We start from the raw sequence: 16,918 nt of genomic DNA, 5'->3' as shown, positions 1-16,918 counted from the left end.
CCTGTCGATGGCGGGTTTTCTGGAAAGAGCGCACAAGTATACCGACCCTGCTCCGGCGGGCGCGGCAGCGCGGCACACCGGGCGGTTCGACCAAACTCGGTATACTGGCCCGTTGCGGGTCGCGGTCGACGCGATCCGCACCTCTTTTTAAGTCCGGAACAGCAATGAAACGTTATTTGTCAGCTTTTGTGGCAGCTTTCGTGGTCTCCACCTCGGCTTTTGCCCAGGCCACGCCGGATGCCGTGGTGAAGAACGCCGTGGAAGGCACCGTGACGGCGATGAAGGCCGACCCGCAGGCGCGCGGCGGCGACATGGGCAAGATCACGCAGGTGGTGCAGACGCACTTCGTGCCGTACACGAACTTCCAGCGCACGGCGCGCATCGCGGTCGGCAAGGCATGGGCGACCGCAACCCCTGAGCAGCAGCAACAGCTGTACCAGCAATTCCAGACGCTGCTCGTGCGCACCTACGCGGAATCGCTCTCGCAGCTGCGTAATCAGGACGTCACGTTCAAGTTCCTGCCTTCCAGCACGGCGTCGGCGTCCAAAGATACCGTCGTGCAGTCGCACGTAATCAGCAACGGCGGCGACGACGCCATCGACTACCGCCTGGAAAAAACGGCATCGGGCTGGAAGATTTACGACATCAACATGATGGGCGCGTGGCTGATCCAGGTGTATCAGACGCAGTTTGCCGATCAGATCGCCAAGGGCGGCATCGAAGGGCTCATCAAGTTCCTGGTCGAACACAACGCCCGAACGGCGGGCTGAGCCCCGGGGTCACCGCTTGCGGTCAGCCCCGCGGCGGTGCTCCACGGCGAACTTGATCAGTTCGGCCTGCCCCTCGATATCCAGCTTGCGTTTCAGGTTGAGCCGGTGCGTCTCCACCGTGCGCACCGAGAGGCCGCACTGCTGTGCGATCTGCTTGCTCGACAGCCCAAGCGCGAGCGCATCCAGAATGTCGCGCTCGCGCGGCGTGAGCCGTTCCACCGGCGTCTGCATGGCGGACGCATGAATCATCTTCTTCGCGATGCCCGCGCTGAAGAACGTCTGCCCCGCGAGCACGGCCTCGATGGCGTGCACGATCTCGGTTGCGGGCGAATCCTTCAGCACGTAGCCGCCCGCACCCGCGCGCACCGCCTGCGTCACATATTCGATGTTGTCGTGCATGGAAAGCATCAGCACGCGAATGCCCGGAAAGCGCTCGTGAAACAGGCTGGCCAGCGCGATGCCGTTCATGCCGTTCATCCCCACGTCCATCAGCACGAGGTCCGGTTCAATGGATCCGGCGAGCGCGAGCGCCTCGTCGGCGTTGCCGGCTTCGCCCGCCACCTGCAGGTTGGGCACGGCTTCGAGCCGGGCGCGCAGCCCGTCGCGCACGAGCGGATGGTCGTCGACTAGCACGATGCGGGCGGGGGAAGCGGTGTGGTTCATGTCGAAGTCCCGGTGCGGGAGGGCGGCACAGGCAGGCTCGTGGCCGGTGCTGCGGCATAAGTCGTGGCGGTCGTCGCGGCGGGCTCGCTGTTGGTGTGCCGTGGCGGCTGTGATGACGCAAGAGGTCGTCCGCTGGACCGTTGTTCAGCGGCGGCGCTCACGGGCACGCGCGCGCTGATGATCGTGTGGCCGGGCTGCGAAGCGATGGCGAGCGTGCCGCCCAGCGTTTCGAGCCGCTCGCGCATGTTGCGCAGGCCGATGCCGGCGCGCGGGTCGGCGAGCGCACGCTCCACGTCGAAACCGCGACCGTTGTCGGCAACCGTCAGCGTGACGGCGCTCGATGCCACGTCCAGCGTCAACGCCGCGCGCTTCGCCTCGGCGTGACGCACGATGTTCGTGAGCGCCTCCTGCGCGATCCGGAAGAGCACCGTGTTCACGGCGTCGGGCAAGGCTGCCGCGTGCGTGTGCGCGATCTGCGTGAAACCAATCTCGATGCCCGTCTCTTCCCCCATCTCGCGGCTTAGCTGTTCGAGCGCGGCGGCGAGGCCCAGGTCGTCGAGCATGGCGGGGCGCAGCGCGTGCGAGATGCGGCGCACTTCGCGCAGCGTGTCGCCGAGCCGCGTGAGGCTCGTGGCCAGCGCCGTTTCGGCGGCGGGCACGCGTGTCTCGCCGCGTTCCAGCCGCGCGAGCGCCGATTCGAGCAGCAGTTTCGCCGACACCATCATCTGGCTGATGCCGTCGTGCAGCTCGCGCGAAAGACGCGCCCGCTCGTTTTCCTGCGACTCGACCACCTGCTGCGCGAGGCGCTTGAGCTTTGCGTCCGCGCTGCGGTACTCGCTCACGTTCAGCACCAGCGCGCAGATGGCGATTACGGCCACGCCCGCCAGCGCGATGCCAGCGATCCACGTCATCGTGCGTTCGATGTTGGCCGACGCGTGTTCGTCGATGCCGGCAAGCGTCGCGTTCACGTCGTCCAGATAGATGCCGGTGCCGATCATCCAGCCCCAGCGCGGCAGCGGCACGACGTAGCCGAGCTTCGGCGCGAGCTTGCCCGTGGACGGCCGGTGCCACATGTAGCGTACATAGCCGCCACCGCTGGAGGCGGCCGCGATGAGCCGCTGGATGGTGAGCGTGCCCCCGGGGTCGCGCAGGTCCCAGAGGTCGTGGCCCACCAGATTGGGTTCGCGCGGATGCATGAGCGAGCGGCCATGCATGTCGTAGACGAAGAAGTAGCCGTCTTTGCCGAAGTCCATCTTTTCGAGCCGCTCCAGCGCCCGGGCGCGCTGCGTGACGTCGTCGCGCGCGTCGTCCGTCGCGTTGTCGTAGAGCGGCGCAATAGCGCTGGTGGCCAGGTCGACGTAATGCTTGAGCTCGATTTCCTTGCTGGAGAGGTACGCCGCTTCCATGGTGGCGTGCTGCGTGCGGGCGAGCGCGGTGGCCTGCTGGCGCACGCCAATGCCGATTCCCGCAATTGCCACGAGAAACGGCACCACGGCTAGCAGGAAGATCCTCGTCTTCAGATTCATCGTAGGAAAACACGGCGGCCGCTACGGGGAATCCGGTAGCGGCCTTACGCTGTCACGCGCGTGTAGCAAGGGGAAAGCGAATACTACACCGCCGTGCGCCTGCGGCTGGGCAGCAGTTTTACTAGTGAGTGGAGCCCGTCGATTCGCGCTCTTGCAGGCCATTTGCGCCAGCTAGCGAGTCCCATTGCACGACGAGACCATTGACCATGACGCCGACGCGGTCGGCGAAAGCGAATGACGGCCTAGGCTCGCGCGTGGCGACCAGCGCGGTCTGGCCCGTGGCTTTGAGGATGCGCCGCAAGTCTTGCGCGAAGGCCTCGCGGGCGTCGGGGTCGAGCGGCGCGAACGGTTCGTCCAGCAGCAGCAGTTCGGGTGACGGCGCCATGGCGCGCGCAAGCAGCACGCGCTGCACCTGGGCCGGCGTGAGCGCCTCGGGCAGCGCTTCGGCCAGGTCCGCTATGCCCACCTGGGCCAGCACTTCCGTCGCACGCGGTCCCTGTTGGTCGCCGTCCAGCGCGCCGAGCGCGAGCGCGACGTTCCGCGTGACGCTGCGGTCCGGAAACAGGGTGTCGTCCTGAACCATCATGCCGATACGGCGCCTGTACGGCGGAAGCGCCATGCTTTTCGAGGCGACGGCGTTGCCGTTGATGGCGATAGTGCCGCCGTGGAGCGACTCGAAGCCGGCGATAGCGCGCAGCAATCTCGTCTTTGCGGCGCCGGGTGCGCCCGTGATGCAGCCAATCTCGCCGCGTGCGAGCGTGAGATTAAAGCCGTTGGCATCAGGGCGCGATTTCCTGTGCTCAGGGCAGTTGGTTCCAATGGCGAGTCTTACGGCATTCAGTTCGAGCAGCATGGTCATGGCGTTCAGGGTTTCGGCGGGTAATACGCGATGCATTACCTCAAACGAGACGATTATTCCAAATCGAGAGAAAGCAAATTGTAATGCGTATGGAAAGACCGACCAACTGCTACGAGAGCGAATACTGATCCGACGCGCTGAAATAACGGTTCCGGCAGCGTGCGCTAATGCGTATGAGTTATTCACGCCGCGCCGTATAAATCCATCCGCATAAAACAGGAAGGGCGTAACGGCATGAGCCGTTACGCCCTTCAGCAGTAAATCCGGATAGCGAACGCGCCTGCAGGAACGCGCGCCAACGCGGTGGAGCGCGAACTCAGTGCGCGGCGACCGTCGCCGGCTTCTTCGTTTGCGCAGCGTGCTGGATTTCCTCGAGCTTGATTTCGACGTGCCGCGAGAACACGTATTCAGCGGGACGCTGGCGATCGAGCGGGATGTCGCGCGCGAACGCGCCTTCCGTCTTCGGGCCCTTGAGGCTCACCTTGAGCGCCTTCAGCGGATGCGCGACGGTGTCCATCACCGCCGTTGCTTCGAAGCCGCTGTGCACCATGCAGTCCGCGCACTTTTCATAGTTGCCGGTGCCGTACTTTTCCCACTCGGTGGTTTCCATCAGCTCCTTGAAGGTCTTCGCGTAGCCTTCGCCCACCAGATAGCAGGGACGCTGCCAGCCGAACACCGTGCGCGCCGGGTTGCCCCACGGCGTGCAGTGATAGGTCTGGTTGCCCGCGAGGAAATCGAGGAACAGGCTCGACTGGCTGAACGACCACTTCTTGCCGTTGTTGCCGCGCTTGAAGATCTCGCGGAACAGATGCTTGGTCTTGTCGCGGTTCAGGAAGTGCTGCTGGTCCGGCGCGCGCTCGTAGGCGTAGCCCGGCGAGACCGTGATGCCGTCCACGCCGATGGGGCCGAGCGTGTCGAAGAACGCGGCCACGCGCTCAGGAATCGCGTCGTTGAACAGCGTGCAGTTGATGTTGACGCGAAAGCCACGGCGTTTCGCTTCGCGAATCGCGGCGACGGCCTTCTCGTACACGCCTTCCTGCGACACCGAGTGATCGTGCATGTCCTTGTCGCCGTCCAGGTGGACCGACCACACGAAATACGGGCTCGGCTGATAGTCGTCCATCTTCTTTTCCATCAGCAGCGCGTTCGTGCACAGGTACACGAACTTCTTGCGGCTGATGATGCCCTTCACGACCTGCGGCATTTCCTTGTGCAGCAGCGGTTCGCCGCCTGCAATGGACACCACCGGCGCGCCGCATTCGTCCACGGCTTGCAGACATTCCTCGAGCGAGAGGCGCTGGTTCAGGATGGGGTCCGGATAGTCGATCTTGCCGCAGCCATTGCAGGCAAGGTTGCAGCGAAACAGCGGTTCGAGCATGAGCGCGAGCGGATAGCGCTTGTTGCCCCGGAGATGCTGGCGCGCAATGTAGGCGCCAACGCGGACTTGTTGCAGCAGCGGAATAGACAAGAGATGTCCTCCTTAAACTTCGCGCGCGGCGAGCGGTTGCAGCAGCTTCGACGGCAGCTTGAATTCGACTTTTTCTTCCTGACCCGTCATCGTCGACACCTCGACAGGCCCCAACGCGCGCAGCGCGTCGATTACGTTTTCCACCATTTCTTCCGGCGCCGATGCACCTGCCGTGATCCCGACGGCCTGCGCATTCGCAAACCATTCGGGCTGCACTTCGGAGCCATCGGCGACGAGGTAGCTCGGCACACCCGTTTCGCTGCCGATCTCGCGCAGCCGGTTCGAGTTCGAGCTGTTCGTTGCGCCCACCACGAGCAGCACGTCCACTAGCGTCGAGAGTTCGCGCACCGCGGCCTGACGGTTCTGCGTGGCATAGCAGATGTCGCGCGTGTCCGGGCCCACGATGTCGCTGAAGCGGTTGAGCAGCGCATCGATGATGCCGCGCGTGTCGTCCACCGAAAGCGTGGTCTGCGTGACGTAGGCAAGCGGTGCGTCGAGAGGCAGATCGAGCCTCGCGACGTCGGCTTCGCTCTGCACGAGCAGCACCTTGCCGGGAATCTGGCCGATCGTGCCTTCCACTTCGGGATGGCCCGCGTGGCCGATCAGGATTAGCGTGCGTCCCGCTGCCACATACTGACGGCCCTGCACATGAACCTTGGTAACGAGCGGGCAGGTGGCGTCCAGCACGTCGAGGTCGCGTTCTTGCGCGGCCACCTCGACGCTCTTTGCCACGCCGTGCGCGCTGAAAATAGCCACGGCGCCGTGCGGCACCTCATCGAGTTCCTCGACGAAACGTGCGCCCTTGTTGCGCAGATTTTCAACCACATGCCGGTTGTGGACGATTTCGTGGCGCACGTAGACGGGTGCGCCATGTTTCTGCAGGGCGCGGTCGACAATTTCGATCGCGCGAACGACCCCCGCACAAAAGCCGCGGGGTTGGGCAAGGATGACTCGCATAGGGTGGCGAACTCCGACTGACGCGGGTTTCGAAGAAGCCGCTCAAGCCCTGCCCGAGCCATGCTCGAAGCGGGCTTAAGCGGCTTTATCGCCGCGACCATCATATTAATTGGTGTTTCTGAAAACCGGCAGAACGCCGGCACACCTGGGCCAAACGCGCATTCTAACCTCATCACGCCCGCTTTGCTTCGCGCGCGACATGGCCGGAAATATGCCGCAAGACCATCAGCGGGCGGTGCTGGCGCGGTGCAACAGGCGAGCGGAACCCTTAAACTATGCCGCCCTGTGCGCTGTCGTTCATGGGGCGCGGTATGGGCCTGCGTGGCCGTGCGCCTTACGTCCGTATTACAGGCGAAATTCGGGCGAAATTTCGCGCTCCGGGATTCGGTGTGGCGTGCGGCTCATGCCGCGCATCGGGCCCGCGGACCATGCGAGCCGCGCTGGGCCACGTCAGGGCCTCCTGATCCATCATTCGAGGGCAAAGCCGGATGGCTGTTCTATTTGTGTTGTCGTGCATCTCGCTCCTGATCTGGTGCGTGCTGCTCTTCGCGCGCGGCGGTTTCTGGCGCGAGCGTCCCGCCGCGCCGTTGCCCGTCGCGGAACCGGCCGGCGGCTGGCCCGCCGTGGTGGCGGTCGTGCCCGCACGCAATGAGGCCGACGTGATCGCGAAGGCGGTCACGTCCCTGCTGACGCAGGACTACGCGGGCGCGTTTCACGTGATCGTCGTCGACGATCACAGCACCGACGGCACCGCGGACGCGGCCCGCGCCGCTGCCTTGCAGCTCCAGTATCCGGACAGGCTCACCGTGATCGGCGCGAAGCCGCTGCCCGCGGGCTGGTCGGGCAAGGTGTGGGCGCAGTCGCAGGGCATCGAGGCAGTGCGCACGCTGGGTCTGCCTGCCGACTACCTGCTGCTCACCGACGCCGACATCGGCCATCCGCCCGAGGCACTCACGCAGCTCGTGATGCGCGCGACGGTGGAAAAGCGCGATCTCGTTTCCCTGATGGTGCGTCTGCGCTGCGACACGCTGCAGGAAAAGGCGCTGATTCCCGCGTTCGTGTTCTTCTTCGCGAAGCTCTATCCGTTCGCGTGGGTCAACAATCCGCGCAACAAGACGGCGGCGGCGGCGGGCGGCTGCATGCTGGTGCGGCGCGAGGCGCTGGAAGAAGCGGGCGGCATCGAATCGATCCGCGGCGAACTGATCGACGATTGCAGTCTTGCGGCGCGCATCAAGCATCGCGGCGAGGGGCGTCACGCGATCCGGCTCGATGTGGCGGCGCGCAGCGTATCGCTGCGTCCCTACGAAAGCTGGCGCGAGATCTGGAACATGATCGCCCGCACCGCGTTCACGCAACTGCGTTATTCGCCCTGGCTGCTGGCCGGGACGATGGCGGGCATGACCATCATCTATCTCGTGCCGCCCGTCGTGGCGCTCGCGCTGGGCGCGGCGGCGTGGCCCGCGTGGCTCGCCTGGGCCGCCATGTGCTGCGCCTATGCGCCGATGCTGCTCTATTACCGTTGCTCGATGTTGTGGGCGCCGGTGTTGCCGCTCATCGCGCTGTTCTATGTAGGCGCCACGTTCGCGTCGGCATGGCGCTACTGGCGCGGCAAGGGCGGGCAGTGGAAGGCGCGCGTGCAGGCGCCGGCCCAGGAGCGCTGAAGCGGGGCGGTGCGGGCGCGGCGACGATGACACGGCTCAAGGCCCATTGCACCGCTCGCTGCCGTTGAACGACTCGGGTTGAATGACTCGGGAAAAGAAGGGCCGGCAACATCGGCACGCGTGAACCGGCGACAAACCCGGCAACGCTGGCAATGCGCGCACCGGTCTCGCACGCATCAACGCTGCGTCAACATCATGTACATCTGGATGACCATGTCCGGCGAGAACGTGAATGGCACCCAGCCGTGGCCGGTATGGCGCATCACGAGCAGGCGGTCGCCATTCGACTGTTTCTGCACGGCCATCACGGGGTTCTTCGTCGATACGAACCGCCAGCCCGGCGGTAGACCCGCGGGTGGTTCCGGCGTCATCGAAGCGCGCGCATTCGAAAGCTCTTCTATCAGCTGACCGATCTCCTCGGGACGCAGCGTGACCGTCTGGCCCGCAATCGTCATCGTGATTTCGTTCTGGCTGGGGCGTGCAATTTCGAGCGTCGGCTTTTGCGCGGCGGGCTCGTGGGCCGTCGCCTCGGCTGCTTCGGCCTCGGCGTTCTGCTCGACCGCAGCGGCTGCAGAGGCCGAAGCGCTTGCAGCGACCGATTCGGCGGTCTGCGCGGGAGCCGTGTCGTCGTGAGCGGCGGGCGGCACGGTTGCCGCTTCGGCGGGGCGCGTGGCGCGTGCGGCCACCACGGCTTGAATAAGCTGATCGACGCCCGTGTCGAGCGCGCCGATCTGGTCTTGAAGGTTCATGCGGAGCTTCTCAGGTAAGACCCGCGATTTTAACTGCTGCGTGCACGCCGTGACCCGCCGCCGACCGCCCAACGTTGTAACAGAGGTTTAACAGCGCGTAGAAGCGGGCGGCCCTGCTTGCGGCCCAACGGCCTTCTACTTACCGCTCAGATACCCCGCCTCGCGGAACCAGTCGAGCGCGTCCTTCAGTCCCTCGCGATAAGGCCGCGCACGATAGCCGAGTTCGCGTTCGGCCTTCGCCGAACTGAAGTACATCTTGTTCTTCGACATCCTGAGGCCGTCCACGGTCACGAACGGCTCGCGCTTCGTGAAGCGCGCCACGGCCTCCGCGCCCACGGCGAGCGGATAGAGCGGCCAGCGCGGCAGCGCGAGCGTAGGCGCTTTGCGTCCCGTGAGGCTCGCAATGTCGGCCAGCATCTGTTGCAGCGGCAGATTCTCGCCGCCCAGGATGTAGCGCTCGCCCACCGTGCCACGTTCGAGCGCGAGGAAATGACCCGCGGCCACGTCGTCGACGTGCACGAGGTTGAGCCCCGTATCGACGAAAGCCGGAATCTTGCCGAGCGCCGCTTCGACAATGATGCGGCCCGTAGGCGTCGGCTTCACGTCGCGCGGACCAATGGGCGTAGACGGGTTCACGATCACGGCGGGCAGCTTGTCGTTCGCGATCATGCGTTCCACCGCGCGCTCGGCAAGCACCTTGCTGCGCTTGTAGACGCCGATGGCCTGGTCTGCCGTGAGCGGCGAGGTTTCGTCGGCGGATTGGCCTGAACTCGTGACCTTCAGCGTGGCGACGCTGCTCGTGTAGACGATGCGCTCCACGCCTTCGTGCAGCGCCGCGCGCATGGTGGCTTCGGCGCCTTCCAGATTCGCGCGTTCGATTTCGGCCGGGTTCGGCGCCCAAAGCCGATAGTCGGCGGCGACGTGGAACAGGTAGCGCACGCCGCGCAGCGCGGCACGCATCGAAGCGACGTCGCGCATGTCGCCCACGACGATGTCGGCGTCGAGCGCGTCGAGGTTCTTGCGCGGGCTCGACGCGCGCACGAGCACGCGTACCGCGAAGCCTTTTTGTTGCGCGATGCGCGCGACAGCCGAGCCGACGAAGCCCGATGCGCCGGTCACCAGCACGAGGTCGCGATGTTGATCGCTCATTCGGTAGTCGATTCCTGATGGGTGAAGAGAAGGCGGCAGCGCCGCCGTGTCATGCACGAGCGCAGAAGCGCCGATGCCGTGCGACCGCGAGTGCCCGCGAGTGCCCGCGATTGTACGGCCTTGCGGGCGCGCGACTACAATGCCGGCGTGAAAGGATACAGGAGGCGATGCGATGACCAGTACGGACCTGGATTCGCGAATCGAAACGTACTACGTGCGGGTGCGCGGCGTCGTGCAGGGCGTCGGCTTTCGGCATGCCACGGTGCGTCAGGCGCACGCGCTCGGCATCCGCGGTTATGTGGCCAATCTCGATGACGGGTCGGTGGAGGCGGTCGTGCAGGGGTCGGCGAATCAGGTGGACAGGATGCTCTCGTGGCTGCGTCGCGGACCGCCGTCGGCGCGCGTCACGGAAGTGGCGAGCGAAGAGCGTTACACCGAAAAGCGCTACGAGCGCTTCGAGCAGCACTGAGCGCGAAGGTCACGCGCGCAACCGCGCAGAAGCGCAAGCAGCGGCAGAAGCGCGTGCACGCCGCGCCCCCGCCCGCATTGCTCTTCTTCTTCTCGTCGGGTTACGACACCACGAGCAGGCTCTCTGCGAATCCCCAGTCGCGCTCTATCCATTGACGCCGGCACGTAAAGCCCGCATCGCCCGCAATGGCCGGCACTTCGTCGGCCAGGTACTTGTGGCTGCTCTCCGTCCAGATCGTTTCGCCGGGAGCCATCGTCACGGCGAGGTCCGCCGCGCGCACGTGAGCCGTAACGGGGCGCGTGGCGCGCAGATGCATCTCCACGCTGCGCGCGTCGGCATTGAAACGCGCGACGTGCTCGAACGCGTCGAGCGGAAAGTCGCCGCCCAGTTCGCGATTGATCCGCGCAAGCAGATTCAGGTCGAATGCCGCGGTTACGCCGATGGGGTCGTCATACGCGGCGAGCAGCGTATCCACGGGTTTCACGAGGTCGGTGCCGAGCAGCAGCGCGTCGCCGGGTTTCAGCATGGCGCGGATGTCGCGCAGAAAGCGCGTGGCGGCGAGCCGCGCGAAATTGCCGATCGTGCTGCCCAGAAACAGCACCAGCAGTTGCTCGTTTTCGGCACGGCGCTTGCTCACTTCGGCGAGCCCTGCGAGGTAATCTCGCTCGTAACCCACAATCGAAATGCGCTCGATGTCGCCCAGTTCGCGGCGACATAATTGCAACGCGGTGCGCGAAATTTCAATCGGACAGTACGCGGTAGGGCGCTTGCGGCACAGCGCTTCCAGAATGCGGCGCGTCTTGCGGCCGCTGCCGCTTCCCAGTTCCGCGACCGTCACGCCCGCAGGCAGTTGCGCCACGATGTCGGTGGCGTGCTGCGTGAGCAGGCGCTCTTCGGCGCGCGTCACGCCGTACTCGGGCAGCGTCGTGATGGCTTCGAACAGCGATGAACCCACTTCGTCATACAGATACTTCGACGGCAATTCCTTTTGCGGGCGGCGCGTGAGTCCGGCGCGAACGTCGGCGGCGAAGGCAGCGGAGAAATCTTGCGATAGCGCGGGCAGAGTCATGAGGGCTCCAGTCGGGCGGTGTGCAATGGGTGGCGAAGTTCGTGCGGCTGCGCGTTGCGTGTCGCGCGATGTGCGCGGCAACGGCCGCAGAGTGAGCAGGTGAAGCAAAGCAGGTGAAGCAAGATTCGCGCTTGGGGTCTCCGCCATGCAACGCACGCAGCGGATCAGCGAAAACCAGGCGAACCCCGGGCAGACGTTCTGACGCGGGATGAGAGTGGCAGGACTTACGTTCTAGTGCATGACGCTTGCGAAGTCCATGCAACGTGCACGAAGCCCTACGTTTCGTGGGGGATTGATCTTGCGCGTGCCGCGCAAGATAGCGGCGCTAATCGGCTCGCGCGACGGACGCCCCCGCCGTCAGTTCCACGATGTCCGAGGTGATCTCGTCTTGCCGCACGAGCCGGTAGCGCTGCGTGAGCGCGTCGAGGCGGTCTTTCAGGTTCGCGTGCGCGGACATCATGGCCCGCACGCGCGCTTCGTTCTCTGCCGCCAGCGAGAGCGCAGCGGCCTCGCACAGTTCCGTGTAGACGTAGGCTTCGGCAAGACCTGTCAGCAGCTTGTCGGCAGGAAGTGTCAGCAGCGGAGGCTGCTTGCGCGAGGTCACATGAAAGCGCGCGAAGTCGAACGGAATCAACTGGCGCTGCACGACTTCCGTCTGCGTGGCGAGCGCCGGCCGCGCGTGAATGATCGACACGCGCGTAATGAGCGATTCTTCGAGGCGACGGTAAAGCTCGTCGGTCACGTTGCCAGCAAAGCCGGGCACGTCGTCGGCATGCGTGACCATCGGCGTGGACCACGCGACGAACAAGCCGCGTTCCTCGGCGGTCGTTGCGCCGCGCGTGCCTGTCACGATCAATTCACACGGACCGGACTGAAGCGCGCGCGTGGCCGCATCGAGAATCGGTTCGTTGAACATGCCGACGAAGCCCTGTTCGGAGCCCATCACGATCACGAGGTGCCGACCGCGTGACCGCGCGGTGCCACGCGTTTCGTCGGCTGCCGTAGCGGCGTGCCTGTCGGGCTCCACGCGCAGCACTTCGCCGATGGCCGCCGCCACCGTCGCCGCCGTGGACCGTATGCCTGCCAGGCGGCCCTCTGCCTCGCGAGCGCGTGCCGCCGCGATACCGCGCATGGCCGACACCACCGCCTGCAATTGCTGCGCCGTGCCGATCTGCGCTTCGAGCGCGCCGAGCTTGCCGCTCATGCCGTTGCTCCCTCGGCTTGCGGCGGCGCGTGTTCGCTCACGAGCGCACGCACCGCTTCGACGAGCCGCTCGCGCGTGGCGGCATCCAACGCCGCTGAAGCCACGTTCGCCCCTTCTGCATCGATACGGCCGTTGCCCGATGCCGCGAGCGTCTGCCGTACGCGCGCGGCCACTTCGGCCGGTACGTCGTCGAATACGCCATCGGCGAGCGCGGCGAGAAGCGCTACTTCGTCCACCGTGCGCAGCGGGCTGAAGCGCCGTTGCGCAATGAGCGCGCGAATGCGTTTGCCGCGTTCGATCTGCGCCTTCACGCGCGCGTCCGTAAGGCCGCCGAAGCGCGTGAACATTTCGAGTTCGAGGAACTGCGCGTACTCCAGCCGCAACCGTCCCGACACGTCGCGCAATGCCGCGGACTGCGCCTTGCCGCCCACGCGGCTCACGCTCAGGCCCACGTCGACGGCGGGCCGCTGGTTCGCGGCGAAGAGCGACGAGTCGAGCACGAGCTGACCGTCGGTGATCGAAATCAGATTGGTGGGAATGTAAGCGGCCAGATTGCCTGCATCCGTTTCGGCGATCGGCAAGGCCGTGAGCGAGCCGCCGCCGTGCGCGGCCGAAAGTTTCGCCGCGCGTTCCAGCATGCGTGCATGCACGTAGAAGATGTCGCCGGGATACGCCTCGCGCCCCGGCGGTTCGCGCGTGAGCAACGCGAGTTCGCGGTGCGTGGCGGCGTGCTTCGTGAGGTCGTCGATGACGATGAGCGCGTGCTGGCCGCGGTCGCGAAAGTATTCGGCAATCGAAAAACCCGCGAACGGTGCGATCCATTGCAACCCCGGCGCCGACGCCGCGGACGCCACCACGAACACGCAGCGTTCGGGCGCGCCATGCTCGCGCACGGCTTCGATCACGCGTTGCACGGCGGCGGCGCGCTGTCCCACTGCCACGTACACGCAGATCATGTCCGTGTGCTTCTGGTTGACGATGGTGTCCACCGCGAGCGACGTCTTGCCCGTTGCCCGGTCGCCGATGATGAGTTCGCGCTGGCCGCGCCCCACGGCGAAGAGCGCATCCACGAGCAGCACGCCGGTTTCCACGGGCTCGCTCACGAGATCGCGGTCCGTAATGGAAGGCGCGTTGCGTTCGATGGGATAGCGCGTTGCCGCAACAACGGGCTCGTCGCGATCCAGCGGCACGCCAAGCGGATCGACCACGCGCCCCAGCAAGCCTTCGCCCACGGGCACGTCGAGCACGGAGCCGGTGCGCGCCACCCACGTGCCCGCATGCACGCTCTCGATGTTTTCGAGCAGCACCACGCTGATCGTGTCTTCATCCAGCGTATGCGCGAAGCCCTTGGCGCCGCCGTCGAAGTCGAGCAATTCGTAGAGCGCGGCATCCGGCAGGCCGGAGACGAACGCGATGCCGTCCGCGATGCGCTCGACACGCCCCAGCGCCTGCGCGTGCGGGCCCAGGCGTGCAGCCGAAAGGGCCTCGCGCTGTTGATCGAGCCACGCGCTATCGGCGGCGCCGGGCATGTCGTCAGGAAGCGTTTTCATCGTGAACGGACCGTAGGGTGGTCATGATCGAAGCGAGGTCGTGGCGAAAACTGTTGCGCACCGTGGCGTGCGGCGCCGTGAGTTCCAGCCCCGCGATGAGCGCCCGGTCTTCGCGCACGGCAATGACGACCGGGCGACCCAGCGCCACAGAAAGCGCGGCTTCGCAGGCGTGCTGCTCGTCGGCGGATAGTGCCCGCGGCGCGGCGATGTCGAGCGGCGCGCCGCTTGCGCCCAGCTCCGCGCGAATGGGCTCGGGCAGCGCCTTCACGCCGTCCACGATGCCGCCGATGAAGCCTTCGATGCGCGCGCCGGTCGGCAAGCGGTCGAGCAGACGGCTCGCGATATCCACCGCCAGTTCCGCCGCCCGGCCCGCAGCCGCGCTTTCCTGCACGACGCGCGCGCGTGCCATGTCGGCTTGCGCGTCGGCGCGCAGGCGATCGGCATCCGCATGGGCCGCGGCGAGCAGCGCGGTTTTCTGCGCGGCCACTTCGGTATCGATGGCATGCAACGCCTCTGCGCGTGTTTGCGCGAGCTGCGTGGCGGCTTCGCGTGCGGCGTCGCGCTCGGCTTCGGCATCGTGCTTCGCCGCGTTGGCGTCGTCCATCAGCGCCTGCGCTGCCTTCTGCCGCTGCGCGATGATGTCGGCCACCGGGCGAAACAGAAAGCGCGCGAGCAGCCACACCAGAATGACCGCGTTGACGGTCTGCAGCGCGAGCGTCGTCCAGTCTATCCGCATGACGTGCTGTCTCCGGAGCGGTTCGCCGTCACTTCACGAACGGGTTGGCGAACAGCAGAAGCAGCGCGATGACGAGGCAGTAAATGGCCATCGTCTCGATCATCGCGAGCCCGACGAACAGCGTGCGCGACACGGTGCCGGCTGAATCGGGCTGGCGCGCGATGGCGTCCATGGCGGCGGCCACCGCGCGCCCTTCCGCAAGCGCGGGGCCAATGGCGCCGAACGAAACGGCGAGCGCAGCCGCCGCAATGCTGACGATTTCGATGAGGTTCATGCGTTTCCTTCCTTGTCGTGAGTGTCGTGACGAACCGTGGAATGGGGTGGCCCAGAGGGCTTGTGAGTGGATTCGCTGACTGCCGCGCCGATGAACACCGTCGCGAGCACCGCGAAGATGTACGCCTGCACGGCGCCCGTGAGAAGGTCGAGCGCCATGAGCGGAATCGGCACGATGAGCCCCGCGAGCGAGAGCACGATGCCGATCACGAACACGCCGCTCATCACGTTGCCGAACAAACGCACCACGAGCGAAAACGTGCGCGTGATCTGCTCCACCACGTTGAGCGGAATCATCACCCACGTGGGCTCCGCAAACGTGGCCATGTAGCCGCGCAAGCCGCGCGTGCGAACGCCGTAGTAAAGCGTGGCGAGCAGCACGAGCAACGCGAGCGCGGCGTCCGTTTCGAGGCGCGCCGTAGGTGGTTCGACACCGGGCACGAGCGACGACCAGTTGGCCACCAGCACGAAGATGAACAACGTGCCGATGAGCGGACGATAAGGCGCCGGGTCCACCTGCATGGTGTCGCGAATCTGCCCATCGAGCGTGCTGACGACGAGTTCCACGCACGTCTGCCACTTCGACGGCACAAGCGAAAGGCGCCGCGTGACGAGCAGCGAGAGCACGACGAGCAACGCCATGATGGCCCACGTCACGAGCACGGCAGACGTGATCGGCACCGGTCCGATATGCAGCACCGGCACGGATTCGAGCGGCGAGCGCATGCTCATGTCACGCTCCGCGCCGGTAGAGCGGCCACATCATGGCCTGGCGCGCCAGCAGGAATGCCGCCGCGCCCGAGAGAAACGCCGCGGCGCCGGCGCGCGCGAGCACGAACAGAATCGCGCACGCCAGCGCGATGCGCGCCACCTGCACGCCGAACGCCGCCGCCATCCTGCCCGCGGCGAAGAGCCGCCCGTTCCAGTGCAGCGACGAGAAGTGCAGCACGCCCGCGCCAAACCCCACAGCGGCGCCCGCGATCAGCCAGAAAACGAAGCTAGTCATGATGGTTTCCCTGTTGCCGATGCATCCACTTCCACGCGGACCACAAGCCCGCCGCCGCGCCGATCATCAGCAGCGGCGCGGAGAAGAACACGCGCGTGGCGAAGAAGCGATCGAGCCAGCGTCCGATGAACAAGCCGAGCAATGTGGGCACGACGATGGTCCAGCCCAGAATGCCGATCTGGCCGAGACGGCTTGCCAGCGACGGTTCCGGTTCCGCGCGGCCGCGTGCCTCGCGATTCGCCGCGCTTTTTGCGGCGCGCGCCACGCGGTCTTCGGCGTCGTCTTTGTTGGCGGGCGGCGCGTTGCGAGGATCGTGAGCGTCGGGGGCGGTCATTCAGAGGTCTCCTCGCGAACGGGAATGCCGCCTTCCCCCGATGCACCCGGCCGCAGGAAGCGCACCATCTGGCGCACGGCGCGCGCATGCAGTCGCAGTTCATCGACGCGCGCACGGCGGCGCGCTTCGAGCTGCGCCGCGCGCGTGGCTTGCACGTCCGCTTCCAGTCGTTCGAGCGACTCGCCGGGAATGGCTTCGCGACAAGCGATCTGGATACGGCTGCCGTTGTCGGAGACGATCAGCACGCCGCCGTCCACGGCGCAGAAGTGCTGGACGTCGTCGGCGGTGCGCCAGCGCACGACGGACGCGCGCAGCAGCGTGACGAAGTCCGCGTGGCCCACACGAATGCCGAAGCTGCCGCTGCCGTCTTCGGCGCGCAGCGAGACGATGCCGAGACGATCCACGAGCACGCCCGCGGGCGTGGCGATGGTGAGCGCCAGGGCCGGTGTATCGGTGTTCATGGCGGTGTTCATGC

At 66.1% G+C, this 16,918-nt stretch carries 18 protein-coding genes and 1 pseudogene; 3 read left to right on the top strand and 16 right to left on the bottom strand.

The features are described 5' to 3' along the window. Positions 1-164: 164 nt before the first annotated feature. Positions 165-770, top strand: coding sequence for an ABC transporter substrate-binding protein (locus P2869_RS30735; RefSeq protein WP_026121297.1), 606 nt, complete (start codon positions 165-167; stop codon positions 768-770). Positions 771-779: 9 nt separating this feature from the next. Here P2869_RS30735 and P2869_RS30730 read toward each other — a convergent pair whose 3' ends face one another. The 5 genes from P2869_RS30730 to ispH form a co-directional block, all read right to left on the bottom strand. Then, positions 780-1,433 (bottom strand): response regulator transcription factor, encoded by a 654-nt coding sequence (locus P2869_RS30730; protein ID WP_126875504.1) that lies wholly within the window; start codon positions 1,431-1,433, stop codon positions 780-782. Next, on the bottom strand, positions 1,430-2,959 hold the full coding sequence (locus tag P2869_RS30725) for a cache domain-containing protein (RefSeq protein ID WP_277598973.1): 1,530 nt from the start codon (positions 2,957-2,959) through the stop codon (positions 1,430-1,432). The genes P2869_RS30730 and P2869_RS30725 overlap by 4 nt, the downstream gene beginning before the upstream one ends. Before the next feature lie 121 nt (positions 2,960-3,080). Continuing rightward, the gene (locus P2869_RS30720) at positions 3,081-3,818 is read right to left on the bottom strand and encodes an ATP-binding cassette domain-containing protein (RefSeq protein WP_277598972.1); all 738 of its coding nucleotides are present in this window, start codon (positions 3,816-3,818) and stop codon (positions 3,081-3,083) included. A gap of 316 nt (positions 3,819-4,134) precedes the next feature. Next, positions 4,135-5,286 carry an adenosyl-hopene transferase HpnH gene (gene hpnH, locus P2869_RS30715; protein WP_199540613.1) on the bottom strand — a complete coding sequence of 384 codons (1,152 nt, stop codon included), beginning with the start codon at positions 5,284-5,286 and terminating at the stop codon, positions 4,135-4,137. Between the two features lie 12 nt (positions 5,287-5,298). Then, a complete protein-coding gene (gene ispH / locus P2869_RS30710) occupies positions 5,299-6,243 on the bottom strand; it encodes a 4-hydroxy-3-methylbut-2-enyl diphosphate reductase (protein WP_126875500.1) in 945 nt (314 codons plus the stop codon). A gap of 488 nt (positions 6,244-6,731) precedes the next feature. Between ispH and P2869_RS30705 the strand changes: the two genes are divergently transcribed. Further along, positions 6,732-7,904 carry a glycosyltransferase gene (locus tag P2869_RS30705; RefSeq protein ID WP_277598971.1) on the top strand — a complete coding sequence of 391 codons (1,173 nt, stop codon included), beginning with the start codon at positions 6,732-6,734 and terminating at the stop codon, positions 7,902-7,904. 176 nt (positions 7,905-8,080) lie between these two features. Here P2869_RS30705 and P2869_RS30700 read toward each other — a convergent pair whose 3' ends face one another. Both P2869_RS30700 and hpnA read right to left on the bottom strand, forming a co-directional pair. Then, a complete protein-coding gene (locus P2869_RS30700; protein ID WP_277598970.1) occupies positions 8,081-8,653 on the bottom strand; it encodes a hypothetical protein in 573 nt (190 codons plus the stop codon). Between the two features lie 135 nt (positions 8,654-8,788). Beyond that, positions 8,789-9,802 (bottom strand): hopanoid-associated sugar epimerase, encoded by a 1,014-nt coding sequence (hpnA, locus tag P2869_RS30695; protein ID WP_017774105.1) that lies wholly within the window; start codon positions 9,800-9,802, stop codon positions 8,789-8,791. A gap of 172 nt (positions 9,803-9,974) precedes the next feature. Between hpnA and P2869_RS30690 the strand changes: the two genes are divergently transcribed. Further along, positions 9,975-10,271 carry an acylphosphatase gene (locus P2869_RS30690; protein WP_017774104.1) on the top strand — a complete coding sequence of 99 codons (297 nt, stop codon included), beginning with the start codon at positions 9,975-9,977 and terminating at the stop codon, positions 10,269-10,271. A 100-nt stretch (positions 10,272-10,371) separates the two neighbouring features. Here the strand turns inward: P2869_RS30690 and egtD are convergent, their stop codons facing one another. From egtD to P2869_RS30645, 9 genes and pseudogenes are all read right to left on the bottom strand, one after another. After that, entirely contained in the window at positions 10,372-11,340 is a 969-nt protein-coding gene (gene egtD, locus P2869_RS30685) for an L-histidine N(alpha)-methyltransferase (protein ID WP_017774103.1), read from the bottom strand. A 325-nt stretch (positions 11,341-11,665) separates the two neighbouring features. Next, entirely contained in the window at positions 11,666-12,544 is an 879-nt protein-coding gene (locus tag P2869_RS30680) for a FoF1 ATP synthase subunit gamma (protein ID WP_277598969.1), read from the bottom strand. Continuing rightward, the gene (locus P2869_RS30675) at positions 12,541-14,094 is read right to left on the bottom strand and encodes a F0F1 ATP synthase subunit alpha (protein WP_277598968.1); all 1,554 of its coding nucleotides are present in this window, start codon (positions 14,092-14,094) and stop codon (positions 12,541-12,543) included. The genes P2869_RS30680 and P2869_RS30675 overlap by 4 nt, the downstream gene beginning before the upstream one ends. Beyond that, complete coding sequence (locus tag P2869_RS30670; protein ID WP_277598967.1) at positions 14,078-14,830, bottom strand: F0F1 ATP synthase subunit B; 753 nt, start codon at positions 14,828-14,830, stop codon at positions 14,078-14,080. The genes P2869_RS30675 and P2869_RS30670 overlap by 17 nt, the downstream gene beginning before the upstream one ends. Before the next feature lie 28 nt (positions 14,831-14,858). Beyond that, the gene (locus P2869_RS30665; RefSeq protein WP_017774099.1) at positions 14,859-15,104 is read right to left on the bottom strand and encodes a F0F1 ATP synthase subunit C; all 246 of its coding nucleotides are present in this window, start codon (positions 15,102-15,104) and stop codon (positions 14,859-14,861) included. After that, entirely contained in the window at positions 15,101-15,835 is a 735-nt protein-coding gene (locus tag P2869_RS30660) for a F0F1 ATP synthase subunit A (RefSeq protein WP_277598966.1), read from the bottom strand. Before P2869_RS30660 ends, P2869_RS30665 begins: the two co-directional genes overlap by 4 nt. A gap of 1 nt (position 15,836) precedes the next feature. After that, complete coding sequence (locus P2869_RS30655) at positions 15,837-16,109, bottom strand: ATP synthase subunit I (RefSeq protein WP_277598965.1); 273 nt, start codon at positions 16,107-16,109, stop codon at positions 15,837-15,839. Next, positions 16,102-16,386: pseudogene (locus P2869_RS30650) on the bottom strand (AtpZ/AtpI family protein); the annotation flags it as partial. The pseudogene P2869_RS30650 and the gene P2869_RS30655, both read right to left, overlap by 8 nt. A 53-nt stretch (positions 16,387-16,439) precedes the next feature. After that, positions 16,440-16,904, bottom strand: a complete 465-nt coding sequence (locus P2869_RS30645) for a F0F1 ATP synthase subunit epsilon (RefSeq protein WP_026121295.1) — start codon at positions 16,902-16,904, stop codon at positions 16,440-16,442. Between the last annotated feature and the right edge of the window lie 14 nt (positions 16,905-16,918).

Source organism: Paraburkholderia sp. SUR17 (assembly GCF_029536165.1).
GTDB classification, from domain to species: domain Bacteria; phylum Pseudomonadota; class Gammaproteobacteria; order Burkholderiales; family Burkholderiaceae; genus Paraburkholderia; species Paraburkholderia kururiensis.
Note: the sequence above shows the minus strand (reverse complement) of the source record. Positions and strands in the feature narration are given on the sequence as shown.

Excerpts from the sequence above, each read along its gene's own strand:
- P2869_RS30730 (WP_126875504.1), bottom strand. The coding sequence starts at position 1,433 with ATGAACCACACCGCTTCCCCCGCCCGCATCGTGCTAGTCGACGACCAT.
- P2869_RS30735 (WP_026121297.1), top strand. The coding sequence starts at position 165 with ATGAAACGTTATTTGTCAGCTTTTGTGGCAGCTTTCGTGGTCTCCACC.
- P2869_RS30660 (WP_277598966.1), bottom strand. The coding sequence starts at position 15,835 with ATGAGCATGCGCTCGCCGCTCGAATCCGTGCCGGTGCTGCATATCGGA.
- P2869_RS30655 (WP_277598965.1), bottom strand. The coding sequence starts at position 16,109 with ATGACTAGCTTCGTTTTCTGGCTGATCGCGGGCGCCGCTGTGGGGTTT.
- P2869_RS30645 (WP_026121295.1), bottom strand. The coding sequence starts at position 16,904 with ATGAACACCGATACACCGGCCCTGGCGCTCACCATCGCCACGCCCGCG.
- P2869_RS30670 (WP_277598967.1), bottom strand. The coding sequence starts at position 14,830 with ATGCGGATAGACTGGACGACGCTCGCGCTGCAGACCGTCAACGCGGTC.
- P2869_RS30725 (WP_277598973.1), bottom strand. The coding sequence starts at position 2,959 with ATGAATCTGAAGACGAGGATCTTCCTGCTAGCCGTGGTGCCGTTTCTC.
- P2869_RS30705 (WP_277598971.1), top strand. The coding sequence starts at position 6,732 with ATGGCTGTTCTATTTGTGTTGTCGTGCATCTCGCTCCTGATCTGGTGC.
- egtD (WP_017774103.1), bottom strand. The coding sequence starts at position 11,340 with ATGACTCTGCCCGCGCTATCGCAAGATTTCTCCGCTGCCTTCGCCGCC.
- ispH (WP_126875500.1), bottom strand. The coding sequence starts at position 6,243 with ATGCGAGTCATCCTTGCCCAACCCCGCGGCTTTTGTGCGGGGGTCGTT.
- P2869_RS30665 (WP_017774099.1), bottom strand. The coding sequence starts at position 15,104 with ATGAACCTCATCGAAATCGTCAGCATTGCGGCGGCTGCGCTCGCCGTT.
- P2869_RS30700 (WP_277598970.1), bottom strand. The coding sequence starts at position 8,653 with ATGAACCTTCAAGACCAGATCGGCGCGCTCGACACGGGCGTCGATCAG.
- hpnA (WP_017774105.1), bottom strand. The coding sequence starts at position 9,802 with ATGAGCGATCAACATCGCGACCTCGTGCTGGTGACCGGCGCATCGGGC.
- P2869_RS30690 (WP_017774104.1), top strand. The coding sequence starts at position 9,975 with ATGACCAGTACGGACCTGGATTCGCGAATCGAAACGTACTACGTGCGG.
- P2869_RS30675 (WP_277598968.1), bottom strand. The coding sequence starts at position 14,094 with ATGAAAACGCTTCCTGACGACATGCCCGGCGCCGCCGATAGCGCGTGG.
- P2869_RS30680 (WP_277598969.1), bottom strand. The coding sequence starts at position 12,544 with ATGAGCGGCAAGCTCGGCGCGCTCGAAGCGCAGATCGGCACGGCGCAG.
- P2869_RS30720 (WP_277598972.1), bottom strand. The coding sequence starts at position 3,818 with ATGACCATGCTGCTCGAACTGAATGCCGTAAGACTCGCCATTGGAACC.